This window comes from Steroidobacteraceae bacterium (assembly GCA_041395505.1).
GTDB lineage: Bacteria > Pseudomonadota > Gammaproteobacteria > Steroidobacterales > Steroidobacteraceae > JAWLAG01.
Genome location: JAWLAG010000002.1, coordinates 114339 through 134527, shown reverse-complemented (window position 1 = coordinate 134527; position 20189 = coordinate 114339). Strand labels below are relative to the sequence as shown.

Annotated in this window: 18 protein-coding genes; 13 read left to right on the top strand and 5 right to left on the bottom strand. The window is 64.7% G+C overall.

Annotation, left to right across the window (positions count from 1 at the left end; translation table 11 throughout):
- Positions 1 to 10: 10 nt before the first annotated feature.
- Positions 11 to 853: a DUF4437 domain-containing protein gene (locus tag R3E77_13290; GenBank protein MEZ5500389.1), complete on the bottom strand. Its 843-nt coding sequence runs from the start codon at positions 851 to 853 to the stop codon at positions 11 to 13.
- A gap of 2 nt (positions 854 to 855) precedes the next feature.
- Positions 856 to 3192: a TonB-dependent receptor gene (locus R3E77_13285; protein MEZ5500388.1), complete on the bottom strand. Its 2337-nt coding sequence runs from the start codon at positions 3190 to 3192 to the stop codon at positions 856 to 858.
- Between the two features lie 175 nt (positions 3193 to 3367).
- Here R3E77_13285 and R3E77_13280 point away from each other — a divergent pair, with 175 nt between their 5' ends.
- The 5 genes from R3E77_13280 (at position 3368) to R3E77_13260 (ending at position 8404) form a co-directional block, all read left to right on the top strand.
- Positions 3368 to 3865, top strand: a complete 498-nt coding sequence (locus tag R3E77_13280; GenBank protein ID MEZ5500387.1) for an Lrp/AsnC family transcriptional regulator — start codon at positions 3368 to 3370, stop codon at positions 3863 to 3865.
- Positions 3862 to 4719, top strand: a complete 858-nt coding sequence (locus R3E77_13275) for a VOC family protein (GenBank protein ID MEZ5500386.1) — start codon at positions 3862 to 3864, stop codon at positions 4717 to 4719. Before R3E77_13280 ends, R3E77_13275 begins: the two co-directional genes overlap by 4 nt.
- A gap of 83 nt (positions 4720 to 4802) precedes the next feature.
- Positions 4803 to 7418, top strand: coding sequence for a leucine--tRNA ligase (leuS, locus tag R3E77_13270; protein MEZ5500385.1), 2616 nt, complete (start codon positions 4803 to 4805; stop codon positions 7416 to 7418).
- The gene (gene lptE, locus R3E77_13265) at positions 7419 to 7904 is read left to right on the top strand and encodes an LPS assembly lipoprotein LptE (GenBank protein ID MEZ5500384.1); all 486 of its coding nucleotides are present in this window, start codon (positions 7419 to 7421) and stop codon (positions 7902 to 7904) included.
- Positions 7901 to 8404: a hypothetical protein gene (locus R3E77_13260; protein ID MEZ5500383.1), complete on the top strand. Its 504-nt coding sequence runs from the start codon at positions 7901 to 7903 to the stop codon at positions 8402 to 8404. The genes lptE and R3E77_13260 overlap by 4 nt, the downstream gene beginning before the upstream one ends.
- A 1-nt stretch (position 8405) precedes the next feature.
- On the opposite strand, the gene R3E77_13255 is transcribed toward R3E77_13260, so the two are convergent.
- From R3E77_13255 to R3E77_13245, 3 genes are read right to left on the bottom strand one after another with little or no spacing between them, the layout of a single operon-like run.
- Positions 8406 to 8921 carry a DUF3299 domain-containing protein gene (locus tag R3E77_13255; protein MEZ5500382.1) on the bottom strand — a complete coding sequence of 172 codons (516 nt, stop codon included), beginning with the start codon at positions 8919 to 8921 and terminating at the stop codon, positions 8406 to 8408.
- Complete coding sequence (locus tag R3E77_13250) at positions 8918 to 10171, bottom strand: ABC transporter permease (protein ID MEZ5500381.1); 1254 nt, start codon at positions 10169 to 10171, stop codon at positions 8918 to 8920. The genes R3E77_13255 and R3E77_13250 overlap by 4 nt, the downstream gene beginning before the upstream one ends.
- Entirely contained in the window at positions 10168 to 10911 is a 744-nt protein-coding gene (locus R3E77_13245) for an ABC transporter ATP-binding protein (GenBank protein ID MEZ5500380.1), read from the bottom strand. Before R3E77_13245 ends, R3E77_13250 begins: the two co-directional genes overlap by 4 nt.
- A gap of 90 nt (positions 10912 to 11001) precedes the next feature.
- Between R3E77_13245 and holA the strand changes: the two genes are divergently transcribed.
- Genes holA through R3E77_13205 form a run of 8 tightly spaced genes read left to right on the top strand, consistent with a single transcriptional unit; the run spans position 11002 to position 20186 of the window.
- Complete coding sequence (gene holA, locus R3E77_13240) at positions 11002 to 12000, top strand: DNA polymerase III subunit delta (GenBank protein MEZ5500379.1); 999 nt, start codon at positions 11002 to 11004, stop codon at positions 11998 to 12000.
- Positions 11988 to 12650 (top strand): nicotinate-nucleotide adenylyltransferase, encoded by a 663-nt coding sequence (nadD, locus tag R3E77_13235; protein MEZ5500378.1) that lies wholly within the window; start codon positions 11988 to 11990, stop codon positions 12648 to 12650. Before holA ends, nadD begins: the two co-directional genes overlap by 13 nt.
- Positions 12647 to 13132 (top strand): ribosome silencing factor, encoded by a 486-nt coding sequence (gene rsfS, locus R3E77_13230; GenBank protein MEZ5500377.1) that lies wholly within the window; start codon positions 12647 to 12649, stop codon positions 13130 to 13132. Before nadD ends, rsfS begins: the two co-directional genes overlap by 4 nt.
- A 29-nt stretch (positions 13133 to 13161) precedes the next feature.
- A complete protein-coding gene (gene rlmH / locus R3E77_13225; GenBank protein ID MEZ5500376.1) occupies positions 13162 to 13632 on the top strand; it encodes a 23S rRNA (pseudouridine(1915)-N(3))-methyltransferase RlmH in 471 nt (156 codons plus the stop codon).
- 7 nt (positions 13633 to 13639) lie between these two features.
- Positions 13640 to 14242 (top strand): Maf family protein, encoded by a 603-nt coding sequence (locus tag R3E77_13220; GenBank protein ID MEZ5500375.1) that lies wholly within the window; start codon positions 13640 to 13642, stop codon positions 14240 to 14242.
- Entirely contained in the window at positions 14232 to 15701 is a 1470-nt protein-coding gene (locus R3E77_13215; GenBank protein MEZ5500374.1) for an Rne/Rng family ribonuclease, read from the top strand. Before R3E77_13220 ends, R3E77_13215 begins: the two co-directional genes overlap by 11 nt.
- Before the next feature lie 19 nt (positions 15702 to 15720).
- Positions 15721 to 19383 (top strand): DUF3971 domain-containing protein, encoded by a 3663-nt coding sequence (locus R3E77_13210; GenBank protein ID MEZ5500373.1) that lies wholly within the window; start codon positions 15721 to 15723, stop codon positions 19381 to 19383.
- Positions 19362 to 20186, top strand: a complete 825-nt coding sequence (locus R3E77_13205) for a carbon-nitrogen hydrolase family protein (GenBank protein ID MEZ5500372.1) — start codon at positions 19362 to 19364, stop codon at positions 20184 to 20186. The genes R3E77_13210 and R3E77_13205 overlap by 22 nt, the downstream gene beginning before the upstream one ends.
- The last annotated feature ends 3 nt before the right edge of the window (positions 20187 to 20189 follow it).

Genomic DNA, 20189 nt, shown 5'->3' with positions numbered 1-20189 from the left:
CGCGTCGAGTTCAGTAGTTGGGTGAATCGGGCAGGGCCTGCCCATAGGGGGCGAGCTCCGGCGGCAAAATCGGGCGATGTGCCGGTGTCCAGGTGAAGGGTTTCTTTTCGGTTGCGAAATGATTCACGAGCGGCCCGCCGACGGTACGCACGAACAGGTTGTAGCCTGTGTCGGTGCCGGCCGGACCGTGGTAGACGTTTTCGCGCCACCAGCAGTAGCCGCCGCGGCGCATGCGGCCGAGATCGCCCCAGACATAGTCGCCCTCGAGCGTATAGAGCTCCTCGACCATGGGGTGTGTCCACTGGGGTTTCGACATACCGGGTGGTACCCGGTGCGGCGGCGAGCAATAGAGAAAGGACACTTCGCCGGTATACGGATCGGTGCGCAGCGGTTTGATCGCGACGCCCTTGGCGAGCTGCGGATCGACGAGGCCCGGGTCCCAGTCCATGGTAAGCGGATCGACGAAAGACACCAGCAGCTTCTCGTCCATCGCGAGTGCCGCCGACGCCGCGCGCGGTTCGCCATAGAACATGTTGAGCAGGACGCAGCCGTGCCGGCTCGCTGCGCGCTCGCGCCGGAACCCAGCCGGCAGGAAGCCATAGCTGTGCTGGTGGTAGTGCTGGCCGTTGATGTCGATGCTGCCCGCGAGGACCAGGAACTCCTCGTGGGCTGCGAGCGTCTCCGGCTGCTCGCGTGACCAGCCTGCCGGGTAGCGCAGGATGCAGGTCGCGCTCCCGTCGCTGTCATCGTGGCTCAGCGTCTTGCAGTCGACCTCCGGTCGCGCGGCCCCGTAAAGGCCGCGCGACCAGGGAATCATCTGCGCCTGCACAAAGCAGATGTGCGGGCGTGCCATCCTCAGAAGCGCCAGTTGAGCGACAACCCCCAGGTGCGGCCCGGCGCCGGGTAGCCGAGCGAATGCCCGATGGCGAACGGGTCGGTGATGACGGTGCCCTGGCCCGGCACGGCGACGCCAGGGGGCGGCAGCGACGATGAAGTGAATTGCACGATATTGTGGAAATACTCTTCGTCGGAGAGGTTCTTGCCGTAGAGCGACACTTCGAGCGATTCATCGGCGTTGCGCCAGCTGAGGCTCGCATCGAGCAGTGTGATGGCCGACTGCTTGGCGACATCCTCGTTGGCGGCGTTGAAGTAGATGTCGTCTGTGTGGCTGAGCTGGCCGAACAGTGTCAGGCTGCCGCTGCCGAGCGGAACGCGGTACTGCGCGAACAGATTGCCCTTGAACTCCGGCGCATTATTGAGATTGTTGCCGCTCGCGTCTACGACCCGGGGCGAGCCGACGGGCCGGACAGTCGGTACGTCCGCACAGCCGGGGTCGGTGAAGTTGTCCAAAACGTATTGCGAGCACACGCCATAGGGCACGTCGAACTTGTCATAGGTTGCATCGAGGAAAGAAAGATTGACCCCGACGTCGAAGGCATCGTTGGGTCGTGCCAGCAGTTCGAGGTCGATGCCCTTGACCTTGGCGGTCGCGGCGTTGCTCACCAGCGTCAGGCTCTGAAAGAACGTCGTCACTTGCAGATCGTTGTAGTCATACCAGAATGCCGCAGCATTCAGGCGCAACCGCCCATCCATCCAGTCGGTTTTCGCGCCGATCTCAAAGCTCTTGATGGTCTCGGGATCGTAGACCGGATTGGTCGGCTGGTAGTCGTTGTAGCCGCCCGACTTGAAGCCTTCGGTGTACGAGGCGTACAGCAGCACGTCGTCATTCAGCTTGTAGTCGATGCCGAGCTTCGGTGTCGTGTCGCTCCATTTCTTGCTGTCGGTGCGCGTCTGAAAAGGGCAGAGCGCGCCGCAGGCTGCATAGTCGATATTGCCGTAAAGGCCGAGCAGCACTTCGCTCGCCGGATTGGCGGCGTTCGCGAGCACGAAATTGAGTTCGTTGTAGTCGTCCTTCTTCTCGTCGCTGTAGCGCAGTCCGGCGGTGAGTTTGAGTCGGTCGGTCAGGTTGTAATAGAGCTCGCCGAATACGGCCCAGGCCTTGGTGTCATTGGTGGCGAAGATGTTGAAGCTTCGCAACGACGGCACACCGAGTTCACGCACCAGGCCGAGCGCACCGTCCTTGCTCTCGTCGAAATAGTAGGCGCCACCGATCCACTGCAGGCGAGAGTCTGCGGTAGACGCCAGGCGCAATTCCTGCGAGAACTGCGTGGTGTCGAAGATTTCGCTGGTGCGCGTCACATTGAGTTCCGTGCCATCGGTGTTGAAGAAGAAATCCATCTTGAACGTCTTGTAGGCACTGATGGAGGTGAGTTCAACGCCATTGGCAAGATTCCAGTTGAGGGTGAGGGTCGGTCCGCCGGTTTTCCAGTCCATGAAGGTGTTGAAGTCATTGCGTTCCTGCAGAATCGAACTGGTCGGCACGGCGCCAAAGACCTGGCCGGTGCCGGTGCTGTCGTTCGGACGTACGGCGGTGTTGCCGTTGCTGAACTTGCTGTAGTCGTAGGCAAGCGTTCCGGTGAAGGCTTCGCTTGGGCGAAAACGCAGGATGCCGCGCACGGCTTTCAGGTCCTGGTCGTCGAGCTTGTTGGTGCCGGCCGGATCGAGGTCATCGACATAGCCGTCGTCCTTGACGAAGCGCCCCGCCAACCGGAATCCCCACTGGTCCGAAATCGGTCCTCCGGCGGCGGCTTTCAGTTCGACGCGGCTGAAACTGCCGGTTCCGACGCCGACATAGCCTTCGAACTCGTCGGTCGGTTGCTTGGAGATGATGTTGATGGAGCCGCCGGTCGCGTTGCGTCCATAGAGTGTTCCCTGTGGTCCGCGTAGCACCTCGACGCGATCGACATCGAGGAACTGGTTGAGACCCATGTTGGGCCTACCCAGGTAAACACCATCGAGGTGGATGGCTACGCTCGGGTCGGCGCCGACCGCCAGCAGGTTGCTGCCAATGCCGCGGATGTAGATCTGGCTCTCGCCGCCCGCCTGGCTGTACTGCAGAGTTGGCGTGCGCGAGGCAATGCTGAGGAAGTCGGTCTGGCCGGTACGAGCCAGCTCATCGCCGGTCACAGCGACGATGGAAATCGGCACATCCTGCGCGGATTCGGCGCGCTTTTGCGCCGTGACGACAATTTCCTCCAGCTGGCCGCTCTGGCCCTGGGCCAGAGCCGGTGCGAATGCGCCAGCCAGCCAGACTGCCGTCGCCACGAGTGCGCCTGCATGAATTCGCTTCATTTGCTGTTCCCCTTTGATTGACGACCACAGTCGCGCGGTGATCGCGCGCCTGGGGCCAATTTTTCTGCGGAAATTATTGCGCGTCAATGGCTACATCAGTTTGTAAATTGCTGATAACAAACTTGAATTGCATTAAAATACCCATTGCAGCGAATAAATAAGTAAATTATTCCTCATGCACATCGACGAAACCGATCTACGGATTCTTTCGTTGCTTCAGCGCGACGCCAGCGCTTCCGTGGGCGAGATCGCCGAAGCCGTGGGCCTGTCGCAATCGCCTTGCTGGCGCCGCATCCAGCGCCTCGATCGCGCCGGCGTCATTCGCTCGCGAGTGGCGGTGCTCGACGGTGCGCGCCTGGGTCTCAATTGCGAACTGTTCGTGCAGGTCAGGTTCGAAGCGAACAGTCCGGACACACTCGCGCAGTTCGAGGACACCGTGCGCAGGACGCCGGAGATCCTCGAGTGTCACATGCTGATGGGCGAGGTGGATTTCCTCTTGCGTGTGGTCACGCGCGATGTGCAGGCCTACGACTCGTTGCTGCGCAACACCCTGGCGAAGATACCAGGCGTACGAAGCGTGAGCTCCACAATGACCTTGTCGGCGATCAAGCGCGGCCAAAGCCTGCCGTTGCATCTGCTGGGCGATGGCACCGACGTAGAGGATCCGGATTGACGACGCTCGATCACCTCGGATTCACCGGGCCGCGGCTCGAGGTGCTCCGCGATGAATTCCGGGCCCTGGGTTTCTCGCCGACCTCGCCGGAGCCGCTCCTCGCGCGCGCCGTGGACAGTGGCGAAGTGCGTTCGCTCGGGCAGACGAGCTGTCATATCGTGCTGCAACACAGTTATATCGAGCTGTCCTCGGTTGCAAGCGAGGATCCGGCTCACCATCTGGCGCCCTGGCAGCCGCGGCGGAGCGGCATCAAGATACTCGCCTTGGCGCCCCCCGATCTGCAGGCGGAGCATGCGCGGCTTCAGCGCATGGGCCTGCATCCGACACCGCTCGCTTTTGCCGCGCGCGATATCGGCTATGGCGATCACCATGGCCAGGCGCGTTTCAGCTGGTTCATGCTGCCGGCGAAGGAATCGCCCGCCGGCCTCGTGTGCTGGGTGCGCAATGAATGCCCCGAGCTCGTCTACCAGAGCGCCGTCATGCACCACGCGAACAGCGCCATGGATGTCGACGCGCTCCTCCTGGCGAGCGATGATCCGGCGGCCACGGCGCAGCACTATGCCCGTCTGCTCGCGATTGAGCCGCAGCCGGCCGGAAAGGCATTGCGGCTCGCGCTCGCGCGCGGGGCGATCGAGATCTACGGCGCGGGCGATCTGCCCGCCGGCAGCGCCGGGCCGCGACCCGCGGACGGGTGCGACGAGCGCCTGGCTGGCCTCGCCCTGCGCTTTGGCTCGCGTACACACATGCTGTCGGCACTCGCGGCAAGCGGGCTCGGGACGATCGAGTGTGCGGCCGGTCTTGGAGTGGATTGCCGAGCGAGGCTCGGTGCCTGGATCATCCTGCGCTCGGGTTAGCCTGCCACCGGCCGCGATTGAGCCGCGCCTCGTGTATCCTTGCGCGAGTATCTGGACCCAACATTCTTCAGGCGCAATCTGGCATGCAGGAACGTTATGAACCGGCGGTCGTGGAGGCGGCCGCGCAGGGCTATTGGCGGGAGCAACACAGCTTCGAGGTGACCGAAGACCCCGAACGCGAGAAGTTCTATTGCTTGTCCATGTTCCCGTATCCCTCGGGCAGGTTGCACATGGGGCATGTGCGTAACTACAGCATCGGCGATGCGCTGGCGCGCTATGCGCGCATGCAGGGCAGGAATGTTCTGCAACCCATGGGTTGGGATGCTTTCGGCCTGCCCGCCGAGAACGCCGCGATCGCAAATTCCGTACCGCCCGCCAAGTGGACCCGCGACAACATCGCGCACATGAAGGGACAACTGCAGGCGCTCGGTTTTGCGATCGACTGGAGCCGCGAACTGGCAACCTGTGATCCCGAATACTATCGGTGGAACCAGTGGCTTTTCCTGCGCATGCGGGAGCGCGGCATCGCCTACCAGAAAACGGGCACCGTCAACTGGGACCCGGTTGATCAAACCGTGCTCGCCAACGAGCAGGTGATCGACGGACGCGGCTGGCGAACGGGTGCGCTCATCGAGAAGCGCGAAATCCCGATGTACTACCTCAATATCACGCGCTATGCCGATGAGTTGCTCGCGCATCTCGATCAACTACCCGAATGGCCCGAGCGGGTGCGCGCGATGCAGGCCAACTGGATCGGCCGCAGCGCGGGTTGCGACGTCGATTTCGCCTACAGCGCCGACACCGCGGCGCTGATGGGCGGCCCGGGGGTGCTGAAGGTCTTTACGACGCGAGCCGATACGCTGTTTGGCGTTACCTTCATGGCGGTCGCCGCCGAGCATCCGCTGGCCCAGGCTGCCGGGCGGCGCGATGCGAAGCTCGGCGCTTTCATCGACGAGTGCCGTCGCGGCAGCACCATGGAAGCCGACGTCGCCACGCAGGAGAAGAAAGGCCTGCCGACCGGGATGACGGTGATCCACCCGCTGACCGGCGCTGCGGTGCCCGTGTGGGTCGCGAACTACGTTTTGATGGAGTATGGCGAAGGCGCGGTCATGGGCGTGCCGGCGCACGATGAGCGTGACTTCGCGTTCGCGCGCAGTCATGGCATCGAGATACGCAAGGTCATCGAGCCTGCGGCGGATGCCGCCGCGCCGGACGGAGATGACTGGCATGAGAGCTTCAGTGCCTATGGCCGCACGGTCAATTCCGGCGAGTTCAGCGGCCTTGCCTCGGCGGATGCCATCCTCGGCATTGCCGCCCAACTCGCCGAACGCGGCCTGGGCTCGATGCGCACCCAGTACAGGCTGCGCGACTGGGGGATTTCGCGCCAGCGCTATTGGGGCTGTCCGATCCCGATTATCCACTGCCGGACCTGTGGCGAGGTGCCGGTGCCTGATGCCGATTTGCCTGTGCGGCTGCCCGAACATCTGGTCCCCGACGGCAGCGGCAATCCGCTCAACAAGTGCCGCGAGTTCCTCGACTGCAAATGTCCCCGCTGCGGCCAGCCGGCGAGGCGTGAGACGGACACCATGGACACGTTCGTCGACTCGTCGTGGTACTTCATGCGCTTTGCATGCGCCGACCAGGACCAGGCGATGGTCGATGCACGCGTCGACTACTGGCTGCCGGTCGATCAGTACATCGGCGGCATCGAACATGCAATCCTGCACCTGTTGTATTCGCGCTTCTGGACCAAGGTGATGCGCGAACTCGATCTGGTGAAGATCGATGAACCCTTCAACCGGCTGCTGACCCAGGGCATGGTGCTGAACCACATCTTTTATCGCCATCCTGACGGTGGCCGTCGCCAGTATTTCAATCCCGCGGAAGTCGCGTTCCAGACGGACACTGCGGCCGGGCGCGGCACGGCCACGCTTGTCGCCGATGGCGAACCCGTTGTCTGGGACGGCATTGGCACCATGTCCAAATCGAAGAACAATGGCGTGGATCCGCAGGCGTTGATCGACGCCTACGGTGCCGATACCGCGCGGTTGTTCGTCATGTTCACCGCACCGCCGGAGCAGACGCTGGAATGGTCGGACGAGGGCGTGCAGGGGTCGTTTCGTTTCCTGCGCCGGCTCTGGCATGCGATCTACGAGCACGTCGGCAAGGGTCCCACGGTGGCGCTCGAGGTTGAGGCGCTGGCGGGCGCGCAGCGCGACCTGCGGCGACAGGCGCATCAGATGCTGGCCAAGGTCAGCGACGACATCGGTCGGCGACGCACTTTCAATACAGCCATCGCGGCGGTGATGGAATTGTTGAATGCGCTCGGCAAGTTTGCCGACGACGAACCACAGGGGCGGGCAGTGCGTCACGAGGCGCTGCAGCTGTGCGTGGTGGCGCTCTCGCCCATGGTGCCGCATATCTGTCATGAACTGTGGTTTGCGCTCGGCGCCAAGCGCGCATTGATCGATTGTCCATGGCCGGAAGTGGACCAGCGCGCTCTCGAGCAGGACCACATGCAGATCGTCGTGCAGGTCAATGGCAAATTGCGCGGCCGGATTACCGTTGCCGCGGACGCATTGCAGCCGCAGGTGCAACAACTCGCCCTCGCGGATGAACAGGTGCGCCGCCATATCGACGGCAGGACCTTGCGCAAGGTGATCTATGTGCCCGGCAAATTGCTCAATCTGGTGGTCTGAATGACAGTGCGGTGGCCGTGGATGGCGATCGTCTGGGCGCTGGTTGTCAGCGCCTGCGGTTTTCACCTGCAGGGAAAACAGCCATTGCCAAAGGTACTGGCCAGCACCTGGATCGAAACCAGGAACGATCAGACCGAATTCGTCCACGCCCTGCGCGCGGGACTTGCGAGTGCGGGCAGTGTTGCGGCGAGCCGTACGGACGCCACGGCGGTCGTCGACATTTCGGTCGACGAATTGCGCGAGCGCGTGGTCTCGGTATCGGCGGACAATCTGCCCCGCGAGTACGAACTGACTTATCTGGTTCGGTTTGCGGTCTCGAGTGGCGGCGTCGTGGTCCTCGAGCCGCGTGAAGTCAGTGTCGCACGCGAGTTCAGCTACGATGAGCGCATTGCGCTTGCCAAGGAACGTGAACGCGAACAATTGAGCGACGCGCTGGCACGCGAAGCGGCGAGCAGGGTGCTGCGACAGCTTGCCAGCCTGCAGTGAAACGCTACTCGAGCGCGGTGTTGCGACTGCGCGCGATCGATCGCATGGACCTCGGCCTGCTGCTCGAGCGTTATGGACTCACGCTGCGCATGGTGAGCCTCGGCGAGAGCGTGCCTGCGTCGTACTGGGGTGAAAGCGAGGCTGGCTTGCGCGGCTCGCAGCTGTTCGCGCGGCCCGATACACCCATCCACTCGATTCTGCACGAGACCAGCCATTACGCCTGCATGACGCCCGAGCGCCGGGCGCTCCTTGATATAGATGCCGGTGGCGATGATCTCGAGGAATCGGCGGTTTGTTACCTGCAGATCGCCCTCGCAGACGAACTGCCACAAATGGGCCGCGAGCGAATGATCGCTGACATGGACGCCTGGGGCTACAGCTTTCGTCTCGGCAGCACCCGGGCCTGGCTCGATGCGGACGCAGATGATGCCCGGCAGTGGCTGTTGCGGCACGGGCTCATCGACAGCGCCGGCCGTGCAAGCGGATGCCTGCGCGTGTGAATCAATACTTGTAGATTTCGATCTGGCTCGCGGCGAGCGAATATGCGGCTGCGCCGAGCCGGGTGCTCTTGCGCGTGACCGTGAGCTTGCCAGTCAGCCAGTAGGCTTCGTAGATGGAATCGAGGGCAATGCCATCGCGCATGGTCACGTAGACGATCTGGTTGGGTGGTGGCGGCGGCACGTGGATGCAGGCGCCAAAATACGGCACCAGGAAAAACTCACTGACCTTGCCATTCTTGCCGACATCGAGCGGCACGATGAATCCAGGCAGTTTGACGAGCTTGCCGGCCAGGTCTTCGTTGACATCGAAGTTGAGGGTTTGTTGCGCCGCCGGTCCGGCTTCGCCGAGATAGTCATGCACGACGGGCGGCGGACCTGCGGGTTTGTCCCTGGATTGCGCCGGCAGCAGGTCTTCCCACTCGATTTGCCGCGCCGTGTCCGTGGCTGCCTCGACCACGGCTGCGGCACAGGCAACGAGCAAACTCGCGATCACGATTTGGGTCAACGGGCGGGTCATATTCTCACGGTGAGGCCGTCGGCGAGGGAATTGCGGTAGGCCCGCCACGCCGGCCACAAGCTCAATAATAACGCCGAGGCGAGTACCGCTGCCAGGATTCCGAGGTCCGAGAGCGCCAGGCCACCGGGCTCGATGAAAATTCCAAAGCGATTCTGCAGCAATGGCGCGGCCAGCAGCAGCAACGCATAGGTCAGCGCTACGCCACAGAGAATTCCGCCGAGGGCAAGCGCGGCGGCTTCGAGCATCAAAAGGGCGAATACATTGCCGGGGCTCGCGCCGAGGGAGCGCAGGATGGCCATTTCGCGGCGCCGTTCATTGAGGGTCGTCAGGATGGAAGTCAGCATGCCGAGGAGGCCTGCCAGCACGACGCAGGCAGCAATCACCAGCAGCGCCCGATCGGCGATGCCGACCAGCGACCACAGCTGCGCAAGCGCGACGCCCGGCAGGATCGCGAGCAGCGGTTCCGCGCGGTAATCGTTGATCGCCCGCTGCATCGTCAGGGTCATTGCCTTCTCGCGCATGCCAATCATGAACGCAGTGATCGCTGTGCTTTGCGGGTCCGAATCCGCGCGCGGTACCACGGCCTGGACCGGCGCACCATCCGGGTGCGGTGGCTGACCCTCGTGCATCAGCGTCATGGACTCGAGGCTGACATGCACGGTGCGATCGACCGGGGTCCCGGTGCGCTCGAGGATACCGACGACGACGAACGGCTGGTTCTTGTGCAGGGCGAAACTCACCTGCGCGAGGCCGTGGGCAACGATCAACTCGCTGCCGAGGTGATAACCGAGCTGCAGGGCGACGTCGGCACCAAGTACCGCTTCGCGAACGGCATTGAACGAGCGGCCCGTTGCGAATTGCAGGTGCCTGTTGCCGGCGAACTGGTAGTGCCCGAAATACGCATCGCTCGTGCCAAGCACCCGAAAACCCCGATGCGAATCACCGAGGGACAATGGAATCGTCCAGGCGACATCCGGGTGCCGCGCGATTTTGCGATAGCTCTCCCAGCTTACGTTACTGGTTGCATCGCCGATGCGAAACACCGAATACAGCAACAGGTTGACCGGGCCGCTACGCGGGCCGACGATCAGATCAACACCGGAGACGGTATTGGCGAACCCATCGCGGGCTGCGCTGCGCAGTTTCTGCACGCCAAGGAGCAGGGCGACACTGACCGCGATCGCGGCGATCGTGAGCGCAGCGCTCGCGCGCCGGTTCCACAGCGATGCGAGGGCGAGTCGTGAAATCATGCGCTGTTGATCTCGTCCATGGTCACGATCCGGTCGAAATTCGCGCCCAGACCGGGGTCGTGACTGACGAACAGCAACGATGCGCGTTGGCGCAGGAGTTCGGCGCCGAGCGTGCGGAGAAAATCCTCGCGCGACTTGTGATCGAGGGCCGAAGTCGGTTCGTCGGCGATGACGAGGGCCGGGGCGCCGATCAGCGAGCGGGCGCTCGCTACCCGCTGCTGTTGCCCGATCGACAACTGGGTGACGATGCGATCGTGGAGGTCCGAAGCGATGCCGAGTGACTCGAGCAGGCGCACCGCCTCGGCGCGTGGATCCTGACCGGCCAGCGAGGCGCGCCGCTGCCGCGAGAATCTGAGCGGCAGCATGACATTGTCGAGGACGTTCAGGTAGGGCAGGAGATTGAACAACTGGAATATGAATCCGAGACTCGCGCCGCGCAGGCGATCGCGCTCCCGGCTGCCGAGCGCCGCGAGGTCATGGCCGAGGACCATGACCTTGCCGCGGTGCGGCTGCAACACGCCGCCGATCAGTGCCAGCAATGTGCTCTTGCCGCTGCCGCTTGCACCCTGCAACAGCACCCGCTCGCCACGGCCGACCGCGAAATTCTCGATCGCTAGGAGCGGTGCGCCACCCGGCCAGCCAAAGCGCAGGCCGCGAATTTCGACGGCGTCGGGGTTCGTCACGATGTCATGAAAATCGCTGCCGCGGAGCGCGGCCTCGGCGGGAAAAGCGCGACGCAAGGTGCATCACCGCATTGTCCGCTTGCGAGACCGGCCGCTGCAAGTGCCGCGGGCTCGCAGGATGGCACCCTCATGCTGGATAATGGCGCGATGAGATTGCGCAGCACGGAGCTGGCTCGTCACCTGCAAGGCGGGGTGCAGGGGTTTTATGTCATCAGCGGTGACGAGATCCTGCTTGTGAACGAATGCCTCGACCAGTTGCGGGCGGCGTGTCGCAGGAACGGCTGCGAGGAACGACTTGTCCATGTCATAGAGCGCGGCGCCGGATTCGATCGGATCCAGCAGGATGCTGCCGCGCGTTCCCTGTTCAGCAGCCGTCGGCTGATGGAAATTCGCCTGCCGAGTGGCAAACCGGGAGCGCTCGGCAACCGGGTGCTTGCCGACCTGGCGGCGGCAGGATCCGCTGACCTGGTCGTGGTGGTGATCTGCGCCCGGCTCGCTCGCGAGGCTGCCTCGGCACCGTGGGTCCGCGCGGCCGAGAAGCAGGGTGTCTGGGTCGATGTCTGGCCAGTCGCCGCGGCGCAGCTTTCGGGCTGGATTATGGCACGTGCCGCGGCAGCTGGATTGCGAATGACCAACGAGGCTGCGCGGCTCATTGCGGAGCGCACGGAAGGCAATCTGCTGGCAGCGCAGCAGGAGATCGACAAACTGCTGCTGGCTGACGATGGTGCCGAAATCGACGCCGACAAGGTGATGCACGCGGTTTCGCGCGGCACGCGTTACGATGTATTCAAGCTCGCGCAGGCGGTAGGCGAGCGCGATGCGCGCCGCGCGATCCATATACTCTCCGGCCTGCGTGGCGAGGGGGCAGAACCGCCGCTCGTATTGTGGGCCCTGGGCCGCGAGGTGCAGGGCCGGGGGGGCGGCAACCGGTACTCGCCGGGATCAGGCTCGCGAGCGGCCCGGCCGGCAGGGGCGGCACAGCTCGCCCGCTGGTCGACGCAGCTCGCGCAGATCGACGCCACCATCAAGGGGCGGCGCTCGGGCGACCCGTGGTCCGAATTTGCGCTGCTTGCGCTCGACCTGTGCGGCCGTCAAGCTCTGCGTTTTCCAACAATGGCTATGTCCGGCAGTCCATGCAGCCCATAGGTATCTTTGGCGGTGCCTTCGACCCGATTCACTACGGGCACCTGCGCACGGCGTTCGAATTCCTGCAGGCCCTGCGACTCGCGCAGATCCGCTTCATACCCACGGGCAACCCGGCACATCGCGAGGCGCCGATCGCCGAGCCCCAGCTGCGCCTCGACATGCTGAAGGCCGCCATCGCGGGGCAGAGTGGTTTCGCGGTGGATGATCGGGAGCTGCGACGCAGCGGGCGCAGTTACTCCGTGGACACGATGGCCGAATTGCGCAGCGAACTGCCGCAGCGGTCCTTGTGCCTGCTGCTTGGCATGGATGCCTTTCTCGGACTGCCGAACTGGCATCGCTGGCGCGACCTGCTGCAGCTTGGCCATATCGTGGTCGCCCACCGTCCCGGCTGGAAGGCGCCGACCAAGGGGCCGCTCGGCGAACTGATGGTCGATCATGGCACCGGTAGCGCGCGTGACCTGCAGATGCGGCCGGCCGGCCATATCTACATTCACTCGGTCACGCAGCTCGAGATTGCTTCGTCGGATTTGCGCCAGATCATCACGAGCGGCCGCGATCCGCGCTATTTGGTACCCGATGCGGTCCGCGACATCATCGTGCAAACCGGCTGCTACGCCCGCGCTTCGGGCGCCGAGCCAGTTTCCGCATGAGTGCCGCGCGTCGCTCCTCACGACCCGCCGCAATAGTCGAGGTTGTGCGGGGCGCTCTCGATGATATGAAGGCCCAGGATATCCGTGTCCTCGATGTGCGGGGGCTGACCGATATCACCGATTACATGATCGTTGCGAGCGGCAGTTCGGACAGGCACCTGCGGTCGATCGCCGACAATGTCGTGCGCCAGGCACGGGAGCACGGTTCGCGGCCGTTTGGCGTGGAAGGCGGCGACGGCGGCGAGTGGCTGCTGGTCGATCTGCCAGATGCAATGGTGCATATCATGCTGCCGCGAGTTCGCGAACTGTATGCGCTCGAGCGGCTGTGGCAGCCGGCGGCCGCGCCCGCCGCTGCGGTCAAGCCGGTCGCACGCAGGAGCGCTGCGCGAAAACCGGCTGCACGCAAGGCGTCATCGGGCGCCCGCGCCAGGCAAGGCGGTCGCGGGATGGCGCCCAAGGGCGGCGGCGCGCGGCGTCGCTGACGCGTGCCGATCCCGCGGCGCGGCCCGTGATGCGAGTCCGGCTGCTTGCCATTGGCCAGCGACTGCCCGCCTGGGCGCAGGCGGCCGTTGATGACTACAGCATGCGCCTGGGTCATTACTGCCGCTTCGAAGTTCGCGCATTTGTCGCTGCCGCGCGTGGCCGCGGGCGCAGCGATCAACAGGCGATGGCAAACGAGAGCGAGCGATTGCTCGCTGCGCTCAAGCCGGGCGAGAAGCTGATCGCCCTCGATGAGCGCGGTCGGCAGTTTCGCAGCCTTGAGCTCGCCTCATGGCTCGAGTCGCAGCAAGCCGCTGCCATGGACCTGGCCTTCGCCATTGGCGGCGCCGATGGCTTCAGCGATGAGCTGCGCCAACGTGCCGGCATGCTCTGGTCGCTGTCGGCCGGCACATTGCCGCATGCGCTTGCGCGCGTCGTTGCGATCGAACAGCTCTATCGCGCTTTTACGCTGCTTGCCGGGCATCCCTATCATCGTCAATAGTGCCGCAATGGAACCGGTAATCTGTCTTGCCTCCGCGTCACCGCGTCGCCGCGAATTGCTTGCCCAGATCGGCGTGCCGCATCATGCCGTAGCGGCGGCTATCGACGAGTCACGTCGAACCGGCGAGACGGCGCGTGCGTATGTTGCGCGCCTGGCGCGGGCCAAATGCACCGCGATCCATGCGCAGCCCGCGCTCTCGCGCGCTCTGCCGGTGTTGGCGGCCGACACCGTTGTGTCAGTGGACGAGGACTTGCTCGGAAAACCGGTGGACCGAGCAGAGGCTCTCGCCATGCTGCGCCGCCTGAGTGGCCGGCAACACGTGGTGCTGACGGCCGTTTGCCTGCAAACTGCGACGGCTAGCTTCGAGCGCGTTGCCGTTACCACCGTGAAGTTCGCGCCGATCCGCGAACCTGACCTCGAGCGTTACCTGGACTCGCGCGAACCCTATGACAAGGCAGGCGCCTACGCGGTGCAAGGCCTCGCGGCCGTATTCATCGATGAGCTGCACGGCAGTTATTCGAACGTCGTCGGCTTGCCCCTTGCCGAGACGGCCGCGGTTCTCGCCGCCGCCGGGCTGCCGTTTTGGTGCGGGTGTGCCGATGAGTCTTGAAATCCTGATCAGTTGCTCGGCCGGTGAAACCCGGGCGGCAATCGTCGCGAACGGTTTTCTCGAGGAGCTGCACATCGAGCGGCCCGGTCATCGCGGCCACGTCGGCAATGTCTACAAGGGCAGGGTGACACGGGTTCTGCCCGGAATGCAGGCGGCCTTCGTCGACATCGGTCTTGCGCGTACCGCCTTTCTGCATGCCAGCGATATCGGGCCGCGCACTGCGGTAGCGAAGGAAGACGGCCATGCGCCTGCGCCGGACATCCGCCGGTTGCTGGCCGATGGCGCAGAGCTGCTGGTCCAGGTTGTCAAGGATCCGCTCGGCAGCAAGGGCGCGCGACTGACGGCTGCGATCTCGCTGCCGTCCCGGCTGCTGGTGTTCATGCCTTCTGCCCATGGCATCGGTGTGTCGACACGCATCTGCGAAGACGCTGAGCGCGATCGCCTGAAAGGAGAGCTCGGCAACCTTCTCGGCGAGACCGCGAGCGGCGGTTACATCCTGCGCACGGCCGCCGAAGGTGTGAGCGACACGGCGCTTGCTGCCGAGATCGCCATGCTGCAGCGTAGCTGGCAGCGGATTTCTGAGCGTTATAAGGCGTCGCAAGCGCCGGCGCTGCTGCATGGTGAGCTCGCGCTGCCCAAGCGCGTGGTTCGCGACGAGTGTTCCCGCGGGATTTCGAGGATTCGCGTCGATGACCCGGCAACGCAATCCGATCTCATCGATTTCATGGCGCAGTTGATGCCGCAGGCGCAGGTGTCGGTCGAGCTCCACGCCGGCGGCCAGACGCTTTTCGACGAGCATGGCATCGAGGCACAAATTGCGGCCGCAATGCAGCGACGCATCGAGCTGCCATCCGGCGGTCATGCCATCATCGACCAGACCGAGGCGATGACGACGGTCGACGTCAACACCGGCGCTTATGTCGGCCGCAGCGCGCTCGAGGAGACGATCTTTCGGACCAATCTCGAGGCGGCGACCAGCATTGCGCGCCAGCTGCGGCTGCGAAATATCGGCGGCATCATCGTCATCGATTTCATCGACATGTCCGACGAGGCGCATCGCGACGCCGTACTCGAGGCATTGCGCGGCGAATTGGCCAACGACCGGGCGCAGTGTTTCGTCACCGGCTTTTCGGTGCTGGGCCTGGTGGAAATGACCCGCAAGCGCACCAGGGAAAGCCTGGAACAAATACTCTGTGAATCCTGTCCTAGTTGTCAGGGGCGCGGCTTTGTGCGAAGCGTGGAAAGTGTCTGTCACGAGGTTTTTCGCGAGATTGTGCGACAGGCACGGCATTCCGCTTCGAGGCAGCTGGTCATACTGGCCGCGGGTCCGGTGGTGGACGGTCTCGAGGGCGCATTTTCCGGGAATCTTGCCGCGTTGACCGCCGCCACGGGTTGTGCCGTCCGGGTGCAAACCGGCAGCGGATTCGGGCCCGAGCAATTTGAAATCGTCTCGCCTTGAGTGAAGGTTCTTGAGTGCAATGGTCGAAGCTGCAGCACAATCGTCGGCAGCCAGGCAGGTCGGGCCGTTGCGGCGGGTGGCGGGCAGCGGCTCCGCGATCGCGTTCGCGCTGTTGCTGCTGGCGGTCTCCTGCGCAATCGCCTACCAGCTCGCGCTCGCCCGCACGCCGCATCATCGCGCAACGATCGAGGCGCTGCTGCGCGCCCAGGTCGGCATGGAACTGCGCTTCTCGAGCCTGCAATTCCGCATAGCCTGGCACGGCCCCGAGGCGGTCTTCACGCAGGTCGAACTCTACAGTCCAGGTGGCACCGGCAACTGGCTGCGCGCGCAACGACTGATACTTACGTTCGACGGTCTGCAGACTTTGAGCAGCGGCCGGTTGCAGCCAGGTCGCATCACGCTGGTGGGCCCGCAGATCGACCTTACTGGCACAGCTCGCAGCATCGCGGCGCCGACAGCCAGGTCTCGGGACACCGCGCGCTCGGTCGATGTGAATTTCCTCCAGCGGCTGTTCGCGGCCTTGCAGCGATTGCCGCAGGGCCGCACGGATCTCGAAGCGGCGACGGTCTATGTTGACTCCGGTCGCGGTACGGGCAGCATGGCCCTGCGCGTTCCCGTGGCCACATTGCAGCGTGACAGCGCCTCGGCGCGACTCAGCGCCTATGTGCAGCTGCCCGATCGTGTCGGACGTTCCTTGTCGGTGGTGATACGCCTCGCCCGGGACGACACGGGTCCGGATCTGTCGGGTCAACTTCGGATACGGGGTCGTGCTCTCGCCGTGCACGAACTCGCGGGCTGGCTGCCGATGCGCCCGTACTGGCCGACTGCTGCGACCATGGATGTGGGCGCCGATGCCACCGTCCTCGGCAGCGAAGTGCGCAAGCTCGACGGCCGCGTGGCGATGCGCGATGTCGTTCTGGCCGATGCCGCCGATGGCGAAGAAATACGGCACTTCGGCGATCTCAGTTTCGATGTCGATTTTTCACGCGGGGAAGACGGCTACCGGCTGCGCATCGAGGATCTCGCGATCGCCCATGATGGCCTGGCGATGCCGGCCGCCAATCTGTCTTTGCAGGGCACAGTTGGCGAACCTGGATTCATTTTGTCTGCGCCGACTCTGCCGGTGGTTGCCTTGCAGCTTGCCGCCCTGTGGCAGGTCGGCGGCGAATGGTTGCGCTCGCTCGATGAGCTGGGCGCGGTCGGTGAATTGCGTGATCTACGGGTCGTCCGCGGAGCCCGCGACCTCGCCTATTCGGCGCGTATCGAAGATGGCGTTTTGCGACGTCTCGACGACGATGCCAGCCTGTCGGGACTTGCTGGATCGGTCGCCGGCGATGCCAATGGTGGCGTAATCGACTTGAGCTCCTCGGGCTGGCGTCTGCATAGCGCGCATCTGCCGCAGCTGTCCGATCGCGATATCGCCGTGCAGGCAGTAATGCGCTGGCGTGAGGACGGCAGGCAAATCGAATTTGCAACGGAGGCGTTGTCGGTACAGACGGGCGATAGCAAACTGACCGGTACGTTGCGCGGCCGATGGCGCGATGGCTCGCTGCAGGCGCTTACGTTGCGCGGTTCCGGCGCGCAGATTGACGCCGGACAGCTGCCGATCTGGCTGCCGGTGAGCGGCGCGTGGCAGGAGCTTGCCGGACTCGCCGGCCGAATCGAGGCTGGCAAGCTGGCGCGCGTCGAGCTCGCCGCGGACGTCGCGCGCGGCGGCGGCAGCGCGCAGATCACCGTCGAACCGCGAATCAACCTGCAACTCGCCGACGTCCGCATCGCTGCCGGTGGCGGCTGGCCCGCCGTGCAGGGCCTGTCGGGCCGCGTCGACTGGCAACGGGATACATTGCGGCTGCGGGCGGATGCGGGCGAATTCGGCGGGCTCGAGGTACGCGACCTGCAACTCAAGTTCGCGGCGGGCGAGCAACGCAAGGCGACGGTGACAGCGAATCTGCGAGGCGAGGCAGGTAGGCTGGCGGGTTTCGCGGGCGCCAATCCCGCCATGGCGCCGCTTGCCGATCAACTGCAGCGTCTCGACTTGTCCGGTCCGGTCGACCTCAACTGGCGGGCAGACAGCATTGACGGTGATGGACTCGGAAGCTGGCGGGCGGGCATCACGTTTTCGCGTTTGCAGCTTCGCACGGCACGCGACTGGCCCGAGCTCGCAGACCTCGCCGGCAATATCCTCGTCGAGGACGGCCGGCTCAAGCGTTCCCGGGTCCGCGGTCGCTGGCTCGGCGGGCCGATGCAAATGACCCTGCTTCCGGCGCAGGTCGGGACGCAACAGAGTGTTGCGGTCGAGGCGAGCGGCACGACGGAACTTGCCATGCTTGCGCGCCACTGGGGGCTCGCCGCCGCTGCACCGTTGCGCGGATCAGCGCAATGGCGCGCCACGCTCGCTCCCATGCCGAGACTGCGTGGCACGACGGAACCGGACTGGCTATTGAGCGCAACAGTCGCCGATCGCGCAGCGGCGCAATTACGTTTCCACGCCAACGAACAAGGGCGGTTTGCGCTCGAGCGGGCCGCCGTGCGCTTCGGCGCCGACAAGGTGGCATTGCCACCATTGCGCGCGCTCTCGCTCAGCGGCCACCTCGATCGCCTCGATGCCGACCAGCAGCTGCTCGCGGTCGCCGGGCACGACTGGCTCGGCAAACTGCCGCTCGATGCGCGACTTTCGGTCGCAGAACTGCGCTTCCTTGGCAATGACTACCGCAACAGTTTGCTGCAGGGCAATTCCGAAGGCGACGCATTGCACTGGACTATTGCGAACCCGGCCCTTCGGGGCCGCGTCGTCGTGCCGCAAGGTCGGGCACGGGCCATGCGTGTCGAATTGCAGGCGCTGCGACTGACCGATGCTGCCACGCTGGGGCCGCTGCTTGCGAAGTGGGCGCAACGCGATGGACAACTCGAGATCGACATCGCCGACGCCCGGGTCGATGATCGCGCCCTGGGCCACGTGGTTGCCAGTCTGAGCGCCGACCGACGTGGCCTGCGGGTGAAGGATTTCCGCGTTACGAGCGGTGGCAACAGCGCACGGATCGAAGGCCTATGTGCCACGGAATCGGCGTCCTGCAGCGGCCGGCTGCAGCTCGCGGGCGATGATCTAGCGGCGCAATTGCGCAGCTGGAACCTGCCGCCGGTGCTTGCGGCTGCGCAGTACGAATTGTCGGGAGACTTGACCTGGGACAATCCATTGCAACCGCTCACCGCGATGCCGGTTGGTTTCGAAGGGCAGGCAAGCCTGCAAAATGGCCGCGTCAGCGCGACCTCGATGGCGCTGGCGGAGCTACCGGCGCTTTTGCGCCTGCCCGTACTGCTCGTCAACGACTCGCGGGTGCCTGCCCAATTGGCGGCTGCGCTACGGGATTTCAGCGCCCTGCGCCTGCGCATTGCGCGGCACGATCGGCAACTCGAGCTCGGCGAAATGCAATGGACCGCTGCCGCCGTACACGCTCAGTTTGCGGCGACCGTGGATGAGCATACCGGGCAGATCCGCGCCGAAGGCGTGACACTGCCAAGCTCGGAGGTGCCGCCGGCGCCGCTGCGGGCCGCGCCCACCATCGCCGCCGCGTTTGCAGGCATCAAGCGCCTGCTGCGTACCTCTCCCGAGCACCCGCTCGCCTGGCATCTCGTGATCGACGAAGGCGCGGGCGCGAGCCAGTGGCAAGTGTCGCGCGAATGATCGTCGCGGCCATCCAGATGTGTTCGGGCGTCGATGTCGGTGCCAACATCGCTCGCGCCACGCATTGGCTCGCGCGGGCGGCCGATGCCGGCGCGCGGCTCGCTGTACTGCCGGAGAATTTCGCGCTGATGGCGCGCTCATCTGCGGAACGACGCGCTGCTGCCGAGACGCCAGGCGACGGGCCAGTGCAGGAGGCCATGGCGCAAGCCGCCTCGAGGCATGGCTTGTGGATCGTGGCTGGTACCCTGCCGCTGATCTTGCCGGATGAGGAACGCGTTGCCGCCGCATCGCTGGTGTTCGACCCCGCCGGACATTGCATCGCGCGCTATGACAAGATCCACCTGTTCGACGTCGACGTACCGGACAGCGACGAGTCGCATCGCGAATCTGCGGCGATCGCCCCGGGGCGGCGCGTCGTCGTCGTTCCTACGCCCATTGGGACACTGGGTCTCACGGTATGTTATGACCTGCGTTTCGCGGAGTTGTTTCGCGCCTTGAGCGTCTCCCGCGCAGAGGTGCTGATCGTACCCGCCGCTTTCACCGTCCCTACGGGTGCGGCACACTGGGAGGTCCTGTTGCGGGCGCGGGCGATCGAGTCGCAGTGCGATGTCATCGCGAGTGCGCAGACCGGCCGCCATGAGAATGGCCGCGAGACCTACGGACACAGCATGGTGGTCGATTACTGGGGACGGGTACTGGCCAGTCAACCGCAGGGTGAGGGTATCGTTACCGCAACGCTCGATGCGTCCGCGCGGGAGCGTGCGCGCGAGCGATTTCCGGTATTGCGCCATCACGTGCTGTAGTCC